Source organism: Aquimarina aquimarini, assembly GCF_900299535.1.
Lineage (GTDB): Bacteria > Bacteroidota > Bacteroidia > Flavobacteriales > Flavobacteriaceae > Aquimarina > Aquimarina aquimarini.
In genome coordinates this window covers 150,688-165,611 of sequence record NZ_OMKE01000057.1, presented here as the reverse complement: position 1 = coordinate 165,611, position 14,924 = coordinate 150,688, and the positions used below count along the sequence as shown (strand labels likewise).

General features: G+C 31.2%; 19 protein-coding genes. 13 read left to right on the top strand and 6 right to left on the bottom strand.

Features of this window, described 5'->3' with window-relative positions; genetic code table 11:
- Together DG508_RS21350 and DG508_RS19850 are read left to right on the top strand one after the other, a co-directional pair.
- The coding region (locus DG508_RS21350) for a hypothetical protein (RefSeq protein WP_234418268.1) at positions 1–267 on the top strand (267 nt) is incomplete at its 5' end.
- A gap of 52 nt (positions 268–319) precedes the next feature.
- Positions 320–544 carry a hypothetical protein gene (locus DG508_RS19850; protein ID WP_108869983.1) on the top strand — a complete coding sequence of 75 codons (225 nt, stop codon included), beginning with the start codon at positions 320–322 and terminating at the stop codon, positions 542–544.
- Positions 545–573: 29 nt separating this feature from the next.
- Here the strand turns inward: DG508_RS19850 and DG508_RS19845 are convergent, their stop codons facing one another.
- Both DG508_RS19845 and DG508_RS19840 read right to left on the bottom strand, forming a co-directional pair.
- A complete protein-coding gene (locus tag DG508_RS19845; RefSeq protein ID WP_108869981.1) occupies positions 574–1,284 on the bottom strand; it encodes a LytR/AlgR family response regulator transcription factor in 711 nt (236 codons plus the stop codon).
- Positions 1,281–2,321, bottom strand: a complete 1,041-nt coding sequence (locus tag DG508_RS19840; RefSeq protein ID WP_108869980.1) for a sensor histidine kinase — start codon at positions 2,319–2,321, stop codon at positions 1,281–1,283. Before DG508_RS19840 ends, DG508_RS19845 begins: the two co-directional genes overlap by 4 nt.
- 200 nt (positions 2,322–2,521) lie before the next feature.
- Here DG508_RS19840 and DG508_RS19835 point away from each other — a divergent pair, with 200 nt between their 5' ends.
- The 8 genes from DG508_RS19835 to DG508_RS19800 all read left to right on the top strand — a co-directional run bounded on the left by DG508_RS19835 (position 2,522) and on the right by DG508_RS19800 (position 10,234).
- On the top strand, positions 2,522–3,808 hold the full coding sequence (locus DG508_RS19835; RefSeq protein ID WP_108869978.1) for a hypothetical protein: 1,287 nt from the start codon (positions 2,522–2,524) through the stop codon (positions 3,806–3,808).
- Between the two features lie 39 nt (positions 3,809–3,847).
- On the top strand, positions 3,848–4,687 hold the full coding sequence (locus DG508_RS19830; protein ID WP_108869976.1) for a DUF5694 domain-containing protein: 840 nt from the start codon (positions 3,848–3,850) through the stop codon (positions 4,685–4,687).
- A gap of 136 nt (positions 4,688–4,823) precedes the next feature.
- Positions 4,824–6,842, top strand: a complete 2,019-nt coding sequence (locus tag DG508_RS19825) for a T9SS type A sorting domain-containing protein (RefSeq protein ID WP_108869974.1) — start codon at positions 4,824–4,826, stop codon at positions 6,840–6,842.
- A gap of 241 nt (positions 6,843–7,083) precedes the next feature.
- On the top strand, positions 7,084–7,476 hold the full coding sequence (locus DG508_RS19820) for a hypothetical protein (RefSeq protein WP_108869972.1): 393 nt from the start codon (positions 7,084–7,086) through the stop codon (positions 7,474–7,476).
- A gap of 80 nt (positions 7,477–7,556) precedes the next feature.
- On the top strand, positions 7,557–8,831 hold the full coding sequence (locus tag DG508_RS19815; protein WP_108869970.1) for an alpha/beta hydrolase-fold protein: 1,275 nt from the start codon (positions 7,557–7,559) through the stop codon (positions 8,829–8,831).
- Positions 8,832–8,995: 164 nt separating this feature from the next.
- Entirely contained in the window at positions 8,996–9,520 is a 525-nt protein-coding gene (locus DG508_RS19810) for a GNAT family N-acetyltransferase (RefSeq protein WP_108869968.1), read from the top strand.
- Between the two features lie 82 nt (positions 9,521–9,602).
- Positions 9,603–9,803 carry an IPT/TIG domain-containing protein gene (locus DG508_RS19805; RefSeq protein ID WP_108869966.1) on the top strand — a complete coding sequence of 67 codons (201 nt, stop codon included), beginning with the start codon at positions 9,603–9,605 and terminating at the stop codon, positions 9,801–9,803.
- A gap of 26 nt (positions 9,804–9,829) precedes the next feature.
- Complete coding sequence (locus DG508_RS19800) at positions 9,830–10,234, top strand: hypothetical protein (RefSeq protein WP_108869964.1); 405 nt, start codon at positions 9,830–9,832, stop codon at positions 10,232–10,234.
- Positions 10,235–10,537: 303 nt separating this feature from the next.
- Here DG508_RS19800 and DG508_RS19795 read toward each other — a convergent pair whose 3' ends face one another.
- Entirely contained in the window at positions 10,538–10,864 is a 327-nt protein-coding gene (locus DG508_RS19795; RefSeq protein WP_108869962.1) for a MerR family transcriptional regulator, read from the bottom strand.
- 174 nt (positions 10,865–11,038) lie between these two features.
- On the opposite strand from DG508_RS19795, the gene DG508_RS21405 reads away from it, so the two are divergent.
- The 3 genes from DG508_RS21405 to DG508_RS19780 all read left to right on the top strand — a co-directional run bounded on the left by DG508_RS21405 (position 11,039) and on the right by DG508_RS19780 (position 12,390).
- Positions 11,039–11,173, top strand: coding sequence for a hypothetical protein (locus tag DG508_RS21405; RefSeq protein WP_255412596.1), 135 nt, complete (start codon positions 11,039–11,041; stop codon positions 11,171–11,173).
- Between the two features lie 189 nt (positions 11,174–11,362).
- Complete coding sequence (locus DG508_RS19790; protein WP_234418267.1) at positions 11,363–11,974, top strand: cysteine hydrolase family protein; 612 nt, start codon at positions 11,363–11,365, stop codon at positions 11,972–11,974.
- A gap of 167 nt (positions 11,975–12,141) precedes the next feature.
- Positions 12,142–12,390 (top strand): DUF2798 domain-containing protein, encoded by a 249-nt coding sequence (locus DG508_RS19780; protein WP_108869958.1) that lies wholly within the window; start codon positions 12,142–12,144, stop codon positions 12,388–12,390.
- Between the two features lie 78 nt (positions 12,391–12,468).
- On the opposite strand, the gene DG508_RS19775 is transcribed toward DG508_RS19780, so the two are convergent.
- From DG508_RS19775 to DG508_RS19765, 3 genes are all read right to left on the bottom strand, one after another.
- Positions 12,469–13,248 (bottom strand): leucine-rich repeat domain-containing protein, encoded by a 780-nt coding sequence (locus tag DG508_RS19775; protein WP_108869956.1) that lies wholly within the window; start codon positions 13,246–13,248, stop codon positions 12,469–12,471.
- Between the two features lie 452 nt (positions 13,249–13,700).
- Positions 13,701–13,997 carry a DUF6506 family protein gene (locus tag DG508_RS19770; RefSeq protein ID WP_199912819.1) on the bottom strand — a complete coding sequence of 99 codons (297 nt, stop codon included), beginning with the start codon at positions 13,995–13,997 and terminating at the stop codon, positions 13,701–13,703.
- 67 nt (positions 13,998–14,064) lie between these two features.
- Positions 14,065–14,877 (bottom strand): helix-turn-helix domain-containing protein, encoded by an 813-nt coding sequence (locus DG508_RS19765; RefSeq protein WP_108869953.1) that lies wholly within the window; start codon positions 14,875–14,877, stop codon positions 14,065–14,067.
- Positions 14,878–14,924 lie beyond the last annotated feature (47 nt).

Below are 14,924 nucleotides of genomic sequence, written 5' to 3'. Positions count from 1 at the left end.
GTGCATACCCCTCTTCTTTTAAGGGTATTACATGCTTTTAATAAAGGAATAATACTTGAACTTAATGAATACCAAACGGTGTATCCTATTGCTATTATTACTGGATTATTGTTTTATTATTTATTTTGGTATCAAGGTAAATGGCGTATATATGTAGAAGAGTTTAAGCATTTTAAGAAAAAAGATAGAAGAAAAGGAACTGTTTATTTGTTTATTTATTTACTTATTTGCACACTAATATCTTTCGATTATATATTTTTCTATTAATATTGATGCAAACCGATATTCAGTTTATACAAAAAATGCTGTAGATATTACGATGGGAATTACCGCTTTTATCCCTGGATATGGTTGGGCGATATCAGGTACTTATTTTTTGATGGATATGGATGGTACGTTTGGTAATTGGGGGCAACCCAGTGGTTTTAGTGCCCAACAAACCAGTACATGGGCACGAGAGCGAGAGCAGTGGGCAAAAAAAGATTTTCATACCATGGATTTTGAGCTAGATTATGACCCCACAAAGGGTATTTGTAAAGTATAAAAGAGGTGGCTATGAGGTGTAGGCTAGAATTATAATTTCTTTTTAGCAATGATCTCAAAAAAGGCTTTGCGATAGGTATCTCCGATAGGGAGTGTTTTATCATTGATATATACATGCAACGAATCTGTTTTTTGAATATGATTGATCGCTACGATATATGATTTATGAATTTTTATGAATCTATTTTTAGGTAGTGTATTTTCTATATGCTTGAGCGTACTATAGGTAATGATTTGTTTATTGGGTAGATGAATGGCTACATAGTTTTTTAATCCTTCTACATACAGAATCTCATCGATATAGGCTTTCTCATAATTATTTTTGCCATCAGTTTTTATAAACAGGGATTCTTTTGTAGAACTACTAGCATCGATATCTATGGTAGTTGGTTTTACTTTGAGAACGGCTTGATAAAAACGCTCAAACTCAAAAGGCTTTAGCAGATAGTCTACCGCATTGAGATCATACCCTTCTAGTGCAAATTGTGGATAAGCAGTTGTAAAAATGATTTGCACCTTGTCTTTGATGATTTTGGATAATTGAATCCCCGATAGATCTGGCATTTGTATATCCAGAAATACAAGATCAATATTCTTACTTTCTATGTGATGTAGCGCTTCTAGTGCTTTTGTAGTGGTTGCGGTGAGTTCTAGAAATGATACTTTAGATACATAGTTCTCTAGCAACCGTATTGCTGGTGGTTCATCATCTACAATCAGGCAACGTAGGGTTTTGCTCATAATGGAATTTTTAAAGAGGCTTCAAAATAAGAATTTTCTTCTTTGCGAGACAAGTGATACTCATTTTTATAAAGTGCAGTAAGGCGGCGTTGTATACTGGTATAACCAATCCCTTGTTTTACATATTTCTCTGAGGTTGCCACCTTATTTTTGGTATAGATTTCGATAGTATCTTTATGGATTGTAATTTTTATCATTGCTCTGGCAGAAGCATCATTTACAATCCCATGCTTAAACACGTTTTCTACAAAATGAATCAATAACATGGTGGGGATAGTGTGATGGATAGCATCACCTTCTACCGTATAATCCACTGCCAGATTATCTTCGTATCGTTTCTCAAAAAAATAGATATAATCAGTAATAAACTTTATATCTTTTTCTAGAGGTATGGTATCATATTGTGTCTCATAGGTTACAAATCGAAGTAAATCTGATAGTCTATGAATGTCTGAAGCAATTTTGGGCTGGTCTATGATAAGGTCTGAGTAAAAACTATTCAGAGTATTAAATAGAAAATGAGGCCCTAATTGAGATTTTAGTAATTGTAGCTCCGCTTTTTTATTTTCTATCATAAGTTGATGAATCGCTTCTTTATGAGCTACAAATCGAAAGAAAAGATATATAGCGGTACTAAATAATAGGCTTTTGGATGCATAATAGGAGTTATCAAATACATAATATACAAAATGCCGGTAATCATCACCATAGTTATGTATTCCTGTATAGCTGTATAATACGATCTCTTCTAGAAAATAGCGAATTCCAGCAAATAAAAACACCAATACAACGGCTCCCAAGAGATATAACAAAATACGCTTTCGTGATAACATCAAGGGACATAGTATCTTATAGTTAATAGCATAGACACAGAAGAAACTCATATACATAGCCATAGTATATAATACTAAGGGGGAAGAAAAATAATCTGTCCAATCATTATGGTGTTTATAGACATAATCTCCAAATGTACTCATCACTATAATCAGTAGGGCAAGCAACAAGTGATATCTCCAACGATGTTGTAATACAGTCATACATCAAAAATAAGATTTTGAGTACGTATGTTCTCTCTTTTTGGTAGCAACTGTCTTTTTTTTTATACAAAACCCATAAAACATACAACCAAATATCTAGTCGTAGTTTTTTTACTTTTTGTCAGGTAAAGTGTGGGATAGGTGTAAACTCATAATTTTTTACTGAAGTAAGAATTTACTTTGTTCAAAAATCAAAACACATGAAACCATATATTCTAATAGTGAGTATCATTCTGTTTTTTTCGTGTAAAGAAAAACCCCTTGATACTCCCAAAATCATCAATCAAAAAACGAACAGTATCTCTACTATACCAGTAATAGATTCCTCTTATATTGCAACCAAAACAAGGTATTTTACCGTAGATAGTACCACAATAAAAGGAGAGGGACGTATAGTGATAGATACCATATTATCCCAATCACAATTTGTAATGTTTGGTGAAAACCACGGATCAAAAGCTACCTCACAACTCATTACAGCACTTGTACCTATGTTGTATGCAAATGAATTTCATCATACAGCTTTTGAAGTTGGCCCGAATTCTGCAAAAAAACTGATAGACCTAAGTACTCCTATATCTACTACCGTAGAAAAACTAAAAACATTTAACACGAGATATTCATTAAAAGAAGATTATCAGTACCCTATTCCTTTTTTTAGTGGAGTAGAAGATGCGCAGTTTCTTCAGGCTGTACGCCAAAAGAATATGAATATATGGGGATTGGATCAGGAGTATTATTATGCTGCCCCGTATTTTATGGATGAATTACTCTTTTTGATGAAAGGTCACCCCGATTACGCAAAAATTGAACTAGAAAAAGAAAAGACCGTTGACATTATAAAGTCATGGTATGCTCAAAAAGAAGCTAGCAAGATTTTTGATTCAATTCAAAAAGACCCTGTAGTACAACAGTATTTTAACCGCTTTGCAGGAAATGCGCTTGCAGAACAGATGCTCAATGATTTCAAAATAAGCTGGGATATATATAACAGATGGAAAGAAGATTCTCATGCAGATAGAATAAGCTATATGCGTACTAATTTTATGAATCGATACAATGAAGCACTAGAAACAGAAACCGCTCCCAAAGTATTTTTAAAATTTGGCAGTTTACACGCATCAAAAATTTTAACCAATACATGTTATGATTTGGGGGATTTGGTGACACAGCTTGCCAAGAAGAATGCTAGTAAAGCTACTACAATTAATTCATGGCATCGTTATTATATAAATGAAAAAGGAGAAGAGGAAGACCACCTAATAAAGTATGCTTCTTATTATAAACGATTACAGGATTTTATGGTTCAGGCAAAGCGTGACCAATGGGCAATCATCAATCTCAAATCGATACGAGATGATATCTTGAAAGGTCGTATCGCATTGCCTGCAAATGGAGATTACCATCGTATCAAAAGCTTGATCGATGGGTATGACTATCAACTGATTTTACCTTTGGATACCGAGGTAACACCTAATAAGGGGTAATCTATATCACATTAGTATAAATAACAAAAAACATTTTTTATGAGACATCATTTAATAGCTACTATTATCACTGTATTTTCTATATGTTTTTCTTGTATTTCTCAAGATCAAAAACCTGTTATCAGTATTTTGGGGATGATGCATTTACACAATCCTGGAGCAGATGCCGTAAATATGGATATGGGCAATATCTACTCTGATAAAAGACAGGCAGAGTTACAACAATTAATTACCCTAGTAGCCAAATTCAAACCTACCAAGATTGCTATAGAAAAACCTTTGGGTGATACTTTATGGACTCAAACATATTATACACATTATCTGAATGGGGTGTTAGAAAAAGAAGTGAAAGAAGAGGATAAGTGGGCTATGCCTAGTGAGGTGGTACAACTATCCTATCCACTGGCAAAAAGGATGCATCATACCAAGTTGTATGCCATAGATGCTTTTACCGATTTTGAAATAGACTCTGTATTGGCATATGCAAAAGAGCATGATCAAACAGCAGAATTAGCAGGATTTCAAAAAATGATCAGTAAGATGCAAAATGATATAGAATCTATTTCTAAAGGTTCAGTATTGGATATTGTAAGGTTTGTAAACTCTGATGAGTTTGATAAAGAATACAATCAAAGCTTTTATCTAAAACACTTGATCTCTATTGGAAAAGAGGATGAGTATATAGGTACAAAAGTAGTAGCAGACTGGTATTTTAGGAATCTAAAGATTTTTACCAATTTAAGCAGAATCATTGAACCTAATGATAGAATTTTGGTGATTTATGGAGCAGGCCATAAGGATATTCTGGTTGATTTGATTACTGATAGGGCGGATTGGGAGTATTATGATATTGCCGCAATGTTATCTTCTAGTAAATAAATGAGGATACGTTTTTTTGAGTTAGTTTAAGTTTGTAACTTTGTGATACACAAACTCTTTCGGGTTTTTATGTTAGTTTTTGATAGGGCCAAAACTAGTACTGCATAAAAATTCGGAAATTAAAACCTAATTAAAAATGAAACGTATTTTAATAATCGTCGTTACCTTTTTTACGGTAATGAGTTTCGCACAAACTCAACAGCAAAAGCCCAGTGAACTCGTAGCCCAGCAAAAAACCTTGGGGGCAGAGTTCCAAAAAGTCCAGATTTTTTCTCCTGTTAGTCAACAGAAAAATAGCATACAAACCCCTAAAGGGCTTGATGACTATATGTTATTTTCTGTAGATCAGAGAGCTATGAAATCTATGCAGGGAGGGTATCCTGCTACAATGAATTTAGAAATTCCAGGACAGAAATCCGCATTGTCAGTAGATTTAGTTAAAGTAACTATTACTACAGATGATTTTCAGGCAATAGATATGCCGTCGGGTAGAGTATTACCTCGTGACAATACTGCTCATTACAGAGGTGTTGTAAAAGGAAAATCGAATTCTCTAGTAGCCATTAGCTTTTTTGGTAACAAAATAGCTGGTTTTATTAGTATAGATGGTGAGAAAGATAATCTTGTTGTTGGCCCTGTGAAAACAACAGAGAACCATATCTTATATAGAGATGGACAAATGAGCTATTTATATGAATTGGCATGTGATGTAGAAGATGACTTAGAAGGGTATACAAAAGAAGAACTGGCTGATACCCCTCAAAATCGTGCTGCTGCAAAATGCCCGAGAATATTTTTTGATATCGGTACTGATATTGTAAATGATAAAGGTGGTAGCCAGCAAGCTTCAAATTATGTAGAAGCTTTATTTAATCAAGCAGCCGCATTGTATGCAAATGATCAGATATCTATTAAGCTATCAGGTACAAAAGCATGGGCGTCTAATCAGCCATTTAGCAGTGATTTAAATAGTTATATCAACTATAAAAATAGAACTGGTCTTAATGGAGATTTGGGGCATTGTGTTACCTATGGGTATAGTGGAGGAGTAGCTGGAGGAATCGGTACTCTTTGTAACTCATCTAGAAAATATGCGATCTCTGGTATCAAAGGTAGGTTTAGTAATATCCCTACGTATTCTTTTGATGTATTCTTAATATCTCATGAGATGGGGCATAATCTAGGATCAAGACATACACATGCATGTGTATGGAATGGTAATAACACAGCAATAGATGGTTGTGCAGGTAGAGTAGAAGGAAACTGCCGTTTACCAGGAAACCCTGCTGGTGGAGGAACCATTATGAGTTATTGCCCTAATACAAGTGTTGGAGTTAATTTCAACAAAGGATTTGGCTCACAACCTCGTAATGTAATCCGTAATTATATTGATAGATCAAGTTGTTTACAAACTTGCGGCGGCGGCGGATGCTCACCTGGAGATGCCGTATCTGTTACTTTTTCTAACAATACAAATTGTACATTACAATATTATAATAATAACGCATTACAAGGATCGGCAAATGCAGGACGATCATTTACCGCCAATACTACAATAGGTAGTACCTGGCAAGCCAGACAGACATCTGGTGCTACGGTAGATGATTTTACCATTATTTGTGATCAAACAACCTATACTTCTTCTGGTACTTGCGGTGGCGGTGGCGGTAGCTGTAGTGGATTACCACAATATGCTGCAGGAACTTCATACAGACGAAATCAAGAAGTGCAAAATGTAGGAGAGAAGTTTAAATGTGATGTTCCAGGATGGTGTTCTTCTAGTGCAGGATGGGCATATGCACCAGGTACTGGATATTATTGGCAATATGCATGGTCAAAAACAGGAACTTGTAGTAGAGCATCTATTACTTTTAAAGAAGATGCATCTGCAGGAGGATTAAATTTTACAATTTATCCTAACCCAGTAAGAGACCAATTAAACATAGAGTTTAATAATTTGAAACCTTCTTCTGGTATTAATGTTAGTATCAAAGATATGAACGGAAGAATATTAGAAACAGATCAACTGAAAGCTTTATCAAAAGGAGCTACAGTAAAAAAATCTATGGATGTAAGTGACCTACCTAAAGGTATTTATTTTGTACAAATAACTATAGGTAGCAAAGTAGTTACACAAAAGATTTTTATAGAATAAATTTTAAATCATAATAAGTTTTGGCCCTATTAAAAAGGTTGTCTGCAAAGGCAACCTTTTTTTGTTTTCTTATCAACCAAATCCAAATCAGAAATTATATTGTACTAAAACCCCTGAAAAAAGGGTAGTGCTATCTATTTATAAGCGATAGTTTTGTAAGTATACCATTTAAAATAAAAAAGAAATATAACCACAAGACGATTAGAAAGAGTAATTGTTATAGAGATAAAAGAATAAAATTATGAGAAGTATGTTTTTTGTGATGATATCGCTGATTGTTTTAGGGTGCAATTCCCAAAATGACAAAGACTTCAAAAAAGGAGCATATACCTCTAAAGAAAAACAAAGCTTACATGATGATCATAAGGAGTTTAAAAAACTGAAATTTGAAGAAGCAACAAAACAATTTGGAGAACCTAGTGAGACTCGAAAAATAAAAATAGACGATGAGACGGTACATTCTTTTCTCTCTGATGAATTGATACAAAAACACTTTCCTAACAAAGAATATTTGAAAAAAGATACTTATATGATTGAGGCTAATTGGAAAAGGCTTTCAGAATCATGGATTACTGTATGGTATATTTATGAGAAAGAAACCTGGAAACCAATACAAACATTGGTTACTATCTAATGATAAAAACAAAAGAGTAAGTTTTTATGAAATGTATTTTTAAATTTGTTAAGTAAAATAGTACCTAAACAAATCAATACATGAATAAAAATATACTTATCATAGTAGTTGTTATCGCTTTAATCCAACATACTTTTGGGCAACAGAAAACTACAAATTTTGATGACTCTAGTGAAAGAAGAATGCTATTCTCTGAGATATTAGAAGAAGAACGTGAATTCCAAGTTTATTTACCACCAAGTTATCATAGTAACAATAAAGGTAATTTTCCAGTAATCTATATTATGGATGGGGATTATAATTTTAAATACATTACTGGATTGGTAGAATTATTATCTAGCGTAAGCGGAAAAATACCAGAATGTATCGTTGTAGGGATTGCAGATAAAGGAAAAGCAACGTATAGAAAAAACTGTACTCCTTCTCATCTTCCAAAACAACAAGGAAATGCGTCTAATTTTATGTCGTTTATAGAGAATGAATTACAGCCTTTTATTGATACACACTATAGAGCTTCTGATTATGAAATATTAATTGGTCAATCTATTGGTGGGTTGTTTGTGACAAATTATCTGCTGGAAAAACCAGAAACATTTGATTCTTATATTGCTATAGAACCAGCGTTATGGTTAGGAGGCTACGAAATTGTAAATCGTGCAGATTCAATTTTTAAGGCAAACAAAAAACTCAAAGCACATTATTTTGTTTCTCTGGCAGATACAAAAGAAATGGGAATTAGGCAATTGGTAGGGATATTAGATAAACATTATCCTATGGGAACTACGTGGGATTTTATGCACTTTGAAAATGAAAATCATAATTCTGTTGGACTGGTTACTGTAAAAGAATCCTTAGAAAAAATTTTTAAAAACTGGAACATAAGTAGAGAAGCGTTTTATAGTTTTAAAAGTTCACAAGAAATTATAGATCATTATCATCAATTATCAACTAATTTTTCAACCTCGATAGCGATACCTCCTTACTTTTTGGGGAATGTGATCTACTATTATTACAATCACAAAAAAGAGAAAGACTTATCTATCCTTGAAGAAGAAATAAAAGCTAAGTTTCCAGCCTCTATAGAAGAGTTCTACCTGCAATTAGCCTTAAATCATTTTGAGAATAAAGAGTATGATAAAGCACTAGATGTGTATACAAAGAGGATTGTAGATAATCCGTTGTCTTATCAGGCATACGAGGGGATCTCAAAAGTATACTATGCACAAGGTGACTTCAAAAAAGCTTTAGAGATGAGTGAGAAATCTGTAAAAATTGCCAAAGAAAACAATGTTAGACAATGGATGCTAAATGAGCTGAATTCTAATGTAAGTACTATAAAAAAAGCATTAAAGTAATATATATAATATAGTATGCTTAAAAATGAATAGTAGGGTATACTGCTATTCATTTTTATTTTTAGAATACATTGTAAAGTATCAAAAAAAACACTTTTTAGTAGCATTAAATTTTTCTAACAAAAAAATAGTATGTTTATAAGGTAAAAGTAATTGGGAATTAAATGGATATAAAAAAAACGTTTGAGACAGAAAGGTTGATACTTAAACCCACATCAGAAAATGATGCAGCATTTATATTTGAATTATTGAATAGCCCAAAATGGTTAGCATTTATTGGGGATAGAAATGTTACTTCTGTAGAAAGTGCAAAAGAATATATTAAGAGCAGAATACTACCTCAGTTTGAACGATTGGGGTATGCTAATTATACCGTTATACGAAAATCAGATCAGGTAAAAATAGGAAGTTGTGGCCTTTATGATAGAGAAGGACTAGACGGAGTAGATATTGGCTTTGCTTTTCTGCCTGGGTATGAAGGAAAAGGCTATGGTTATGAAGCTGCAAATAAGATAAAGAATTTAGCTTATGACGAATTTGGAATACAAGAAATTTTAGCAATTACCGCAAAAAACAACCATTCCTCTCAAAAATTATTAGAAAAATTAGGGCTGAAATTGAATGGTACGACAAGATTACCTAATGAAGACGAAGAATTATTGTTATATATTATAAAAAAGGAATCATAACTAAAACAGACTTTACCTAAAAAAAAGTTTGTTTTTTTATAACCTATAAATTAAAACTATAAAACAAATTTATTTCATTACAATGATTAGCTTTTTGTTATATAATTGTTCTAGCGACAATGATGTAACTACTGATCAAGATACTACTAACCCTGTTATTGAAAGCATTTCAGAAAGCAATGTAAAGGCAGGAGATATTCTCACAATTACAGGTAAAAATTTTGATCCTAATGAAACATATACTGTAACATTTAATGGTGTTATACGAAATTTTTATGTGTAAATCGTATTATAGGTACCATTACCGAAGTGAATATAGCGTATATCAAAGTGGAAATTCCCGAGCATGCCACTTCAGGAAAAATACAATTAGTATATAATGGCAAAACAATAGCAGTAGTAGGTATAGAAATCAGTGTACCTATAAGTAAATTATATGCTTATAAAAGGGGAGCCTCACAAAGTATTGTAGAGATCAATATCAATGATGGTACAGAAGTATCAACGATAGCTACTCTAGGAGATAATTATTATTCTGATCCAGTTTTTAATAAAATGACAAATGAGATTGTTGGTAAATATATGCTAGGAGGGATTATTCCAACTGAAAATACAGAGATTGTTCCTTTAGAAGTATTTCTGTACAAAATTAAAGTAGAAACAGGTATAACAACAGCATCTGATTATGAAGACTTTATTATTTTTAATGAGTAAGTGTTTCAACAATAATTATTGAAAAGACATGTGAAAATCAAACAGAAAATATCGAGGGTCACAACCTTCGATATTTTTTTATAACATTTGCCTTTATCTAAAAAAGAATAATAAAATGATAAAAAGTAGGGTAAAGTAAAATATAGAGTACACCTATATTTGATTTGTATAGAATGAGAACAAATTACTTACAAAATTAATAGCTGTACATCTAATCTATAAGAGTAAGCTTTAACTTATTAAGTAATGGTTCATCGATAGAGAAGAATAGAATACATTTTTTTTGAAATTTATATGCAGATATTACTGCTTATTTATAATTTTAGAAATAGAGCTTTCTATCATTTGTATTCGTTTTTCAATTTTTTTAACAGCTCCATCTAAGCTATAACCCTCATCGAGAAGTTCTTTTATTAGGAGAATTTTTTTAATGTTTTTATAATTATAACGCCTGTTTTTACCCTCTTCTTCTGTTAAGCTACTGATTATCTTTTTGTCTTCCCAATAGCGTAATTGACGTGTAGGTATATTCGTTATTTTGGAAACTTCTCCAATTCCGACAATTAATTTTTCTAAGAATTCAGTGTCAAACGAGTGGTTTTCGTCTTGGACTTTGTTGTTATCAGACATAGATTGCTAATTATTTACAATAAATGTTTGCAAACTACAAAATAATACATACTATTGCAATTGTAAATAATCTACAAAAAATGAAATTAAGATATATTTATTGTTAAATAGTTACAATATGATATAGCTCTATTACTGTTGTATGTGAGTTCATACTCGTAAAAAACAATTACTATGGAAGAAAAAATAATAGTGTCATTAATAGAAGAATGTTATATCAATGGTACCTTAAATGAAATGCATACTGCAGGGATGCGTAGAGGATATCATAAAGGTTTTGCTATTATTTTAAAGATGATGATATACTAGAGAAATTACCTATTGAAAATCGGATCTATTTAGTTGAAAGCTATAAAGTAGATAAGAATAAAATAGTGGGTCTTAGAGATTTTACAGCCAAAATAAAGAACTAATATTCACAGATTATATCACACCGTTAAAGTTTGATGAGTAATGGGAAATTGTAACAAAGATTTATCATTTACATATAAAAAACCTATGGAAACTATGAAAAAAGTAGCATTGATTTTAATTGAATGTCAAAATGAATGGCTTTCAGAAAATGGAAAACTAAGAAAACTGATAAAAGATAAAAACCAATTAAGTGTTTCTGAAAAGAATATTGAAGCGGCTTTAAAAATAGCAAGAAACAATGAAGATATTCAAGTTTTACATGTCACTCTTAGATTAAATAAAGGATATCCAGAATTTGGAAAAGGACCTAATATAGGTTTACAATCTGCAATACCAAAAGCTAAAACTTGGATCATTGGAGAATCAGGGACTGAATATTATCCCAAATTTAAACCTTTACCAGGTGAATTTGAAATTTCAGGTAGAGTAGGGGCCAGTGCTTTTGCTGGGACTAATCTGGATGCCTATTTAAGAAATAACAATATCAAAAAAATATATTTAACAGGTTATGCATTACATGTTTGTGTAGAATCAACATTAAGAGAAGCTCATGATAAAGGGTATAATACAACCATTTTAATTGATGCAACAGCATCTTTTACAGACCAACAAAAAAAATATTTTATCAATAATACAGTTCATCATTTTGGACATCAAATAAAAACGAATCAATTTTTAGAATCAGTGTACCTATAATTCAATGAATAAAACAATTACTATTATTTATTTTATTAGGGCTGTTATACAAACAAAGGAAAGTGATGCAATCGTTTTTTACAAACTTTTAAAAAGGAGATTTAGAAGGGATGCTACTATATTTTCTAGTACCACAAAAATCGTTTCAATAATTAAAAAAAGAATTGATGAAGCAGATTATGAAATGGTTAGTTAAGATATTTTATAAATTAAAAGAAACGCTACTATTCGTTTTTTTAGTAGCGTTTCCTCTATGTATGATAAATTCATTTATAGCCGTTGTATTTCATACCGAATATGAACAAGATTTTATAAGAAGCTGGATGTATACATTTGCATTTAATTTTTTAATAACCTATCCTCTTGCATTATTAATAGTACCTATAGTTAAAAAAATTATGGAGCGAATTTTATAATTGAATAGCTACATTAGATTTTGGATGACAATTTTAAGTTTGATATTCTTTATGCAGGCAATAGGTAGTTATGATTGCTTATAAATTATATATTTCAGGTTTTTCTTTTAATAATCCCCATTTTAGATTAGGCAACTTTATCAAATCGTTATATACTTTTTTTACTTCTCTATTACTCCTTAACGTTAAATGCTCTAAGTTTTTTAATTCTAATATTGGTAAATAATCTTTTGTTTGTAATCTAAATGTCAATAGTTTTAAAAATTGTAATTGAGGCATTTCTTTAAGAAAATCTAGAGATTCAATGGTAATAAATTGAGGTCCATTACCATTTCCTTCTATATAAAGACTTTTAAGGTTGTTAAGTTTAGAAAGAGGAGAATAATCAGTTATGTTTTTGAAGTATTCTATGTGTAAACCTATAAGGTTTTTGAGTTGTATGATAGGTTCTATGCTTTGGATACTTGACCCTGGTCCAAGAGTAAGAAATTCTAAATTCTTTAGATTAATAATTTTTGAAATATCTGGATATGCCCCCCATTTAATTTCTAGTTTTTTTAACTTTTTTTGATGACAAATAGCATCAAAAAGCTCTTGAGGGATACGAGAACTAAAAATCAGTTCGGTAAATCTATTTGGGTTTTCAATTAAAAAAGTACACCAATCATGGACTAACTGTTTTCTTAACTTATTAGATTTATATTGGGGATATCTATGAAAGTCAATCTGAGTACATGTAATACATAAACGATCTTCGGTATTAATTTCTTGAGGAGACATAACAGATTTTATCTTATCTCTTTCATCTTTAAAATAATAGCTAAATCCGTATTGTAATTCTCTTTTTAATAATGTCATTTTAAGGGTATCTTACAGGATTGTTTAACAAAAGGTTATAATTTGATAACTTTGCCAAGTTTATTACCCCAAAATATGAAATTTATATTTAAATATGTCTTTGCGTTTTTTTGATGCTTGGTAACTTAGCAGTCTTTGCACAGGAATCTATATCCACTCAGGGAGATTGTCATGGATTGATTAGTATGACAACAGATCAAAGTGCAGGAATCTATTAGCCATGGTAATCAGGGTGATGGACTAACTTAATCTTAATCCATTTGGCGTACGAGCAATACGTACTTTTTAATAGTTATACGGATGAGAATTTCCTTTTTTAAACTTGATCTCATTCTGGATAGTTTTTATAGTTTAAATTTGGAGCGGACAACTCTAAATTTACTAAACTCAATAGAAGAGTTTTTATTAGGAACCTCTTCTACTTCAAAGAGAACTTTCTTAAGAGTTTGTAATTAGAACAACTTATCTCCGCTCTGATTTTCTAACCCTGGATGGTGATCAAAACGTACTGCTCCAACCAAAGCTTTATCACCAACTGATTTAGCGATCAATGCAGTACCTTCAATTCCAAACCCCGCACACAATTCTATTGCAGTGATTCCTTCTGTTACTAATTGTTGAACTACTTCTTGAGCTTCTTTATAATTTTGTACTCCAACCACGGTTAATTTTACAACAGGAGAGTCGATAAATGCCTTATGAATTGTATGATTATTCTCTGGAGCAATGTAAATAAATGCTGCTTTCATGGTTATGTTTTTATTGTTTAATTATTGCAGTGGTTTATACTTTTTTGATACTGACGAACTACAGCATTCACTTTTTATTCATAGATTCATGATAAAAATTGATGTCAAAATTTTTCTCAGTAAAATATTCTAAAGGAGTTTGATTTGTTATAGACTTAAATTCTCTAATGAAATGACTTTGGTCAAAATATCCACTTTCTAAAATTGTATTTAAATAATTGGTTTCTCTATTGAGTAGCATTTTTTTTATAACATTTTGAAATCTTGTTATTTTTTGAAATTTCTTAGCTGTTATTCCAAATTGAGATTTAAAACCTCTTTCAAATTGACGAAGACTTAAATTAGCTTTTTGAGATAACTTTTCTAAGGTGTAACTTTCAAAATTGTAATACAATTCATCAATAATTAAATCCCATGTATCATTTTTCTCATTATGGTATTTATTATACATATCAATTAAAAATGATTCAATTAGTTGAATTTTTACTTCGATTTTTGGAGTTTTTTCTAGAGTACTTAGCAAGTTATCTGCTTTTTCTTTCCATAAATTTTGGATAGAAAAATAGTTGTCATTTAATTCTGAAAATGGAGTTGAATTGAAATGCCTAAAAGCTCCGCTTTTAAATCTTACGGATAAAAACGATACTTTTTTTTCCTTATCATAATACGATATTTTTCTTGGGCAAAGTGTATGAGCTTTTGGTAGTTGTTTGTTGTTTACTGATAATGGCTTATCTAAATAAAACACTAATTCTAATCCAGTTCCTGGAAGTATGACTGGAAGTTCAAAATACTCATTTACCGATTTTTCAAAAATGTAAAATCGATCAATGTATTTTGATAGTATTGATGTTGGTTTATAAGACTTGTTTTTTATCATTAAATAGTTTCAATTAACTGTTTGTTCGTCTTTATATTTTCCGTAAA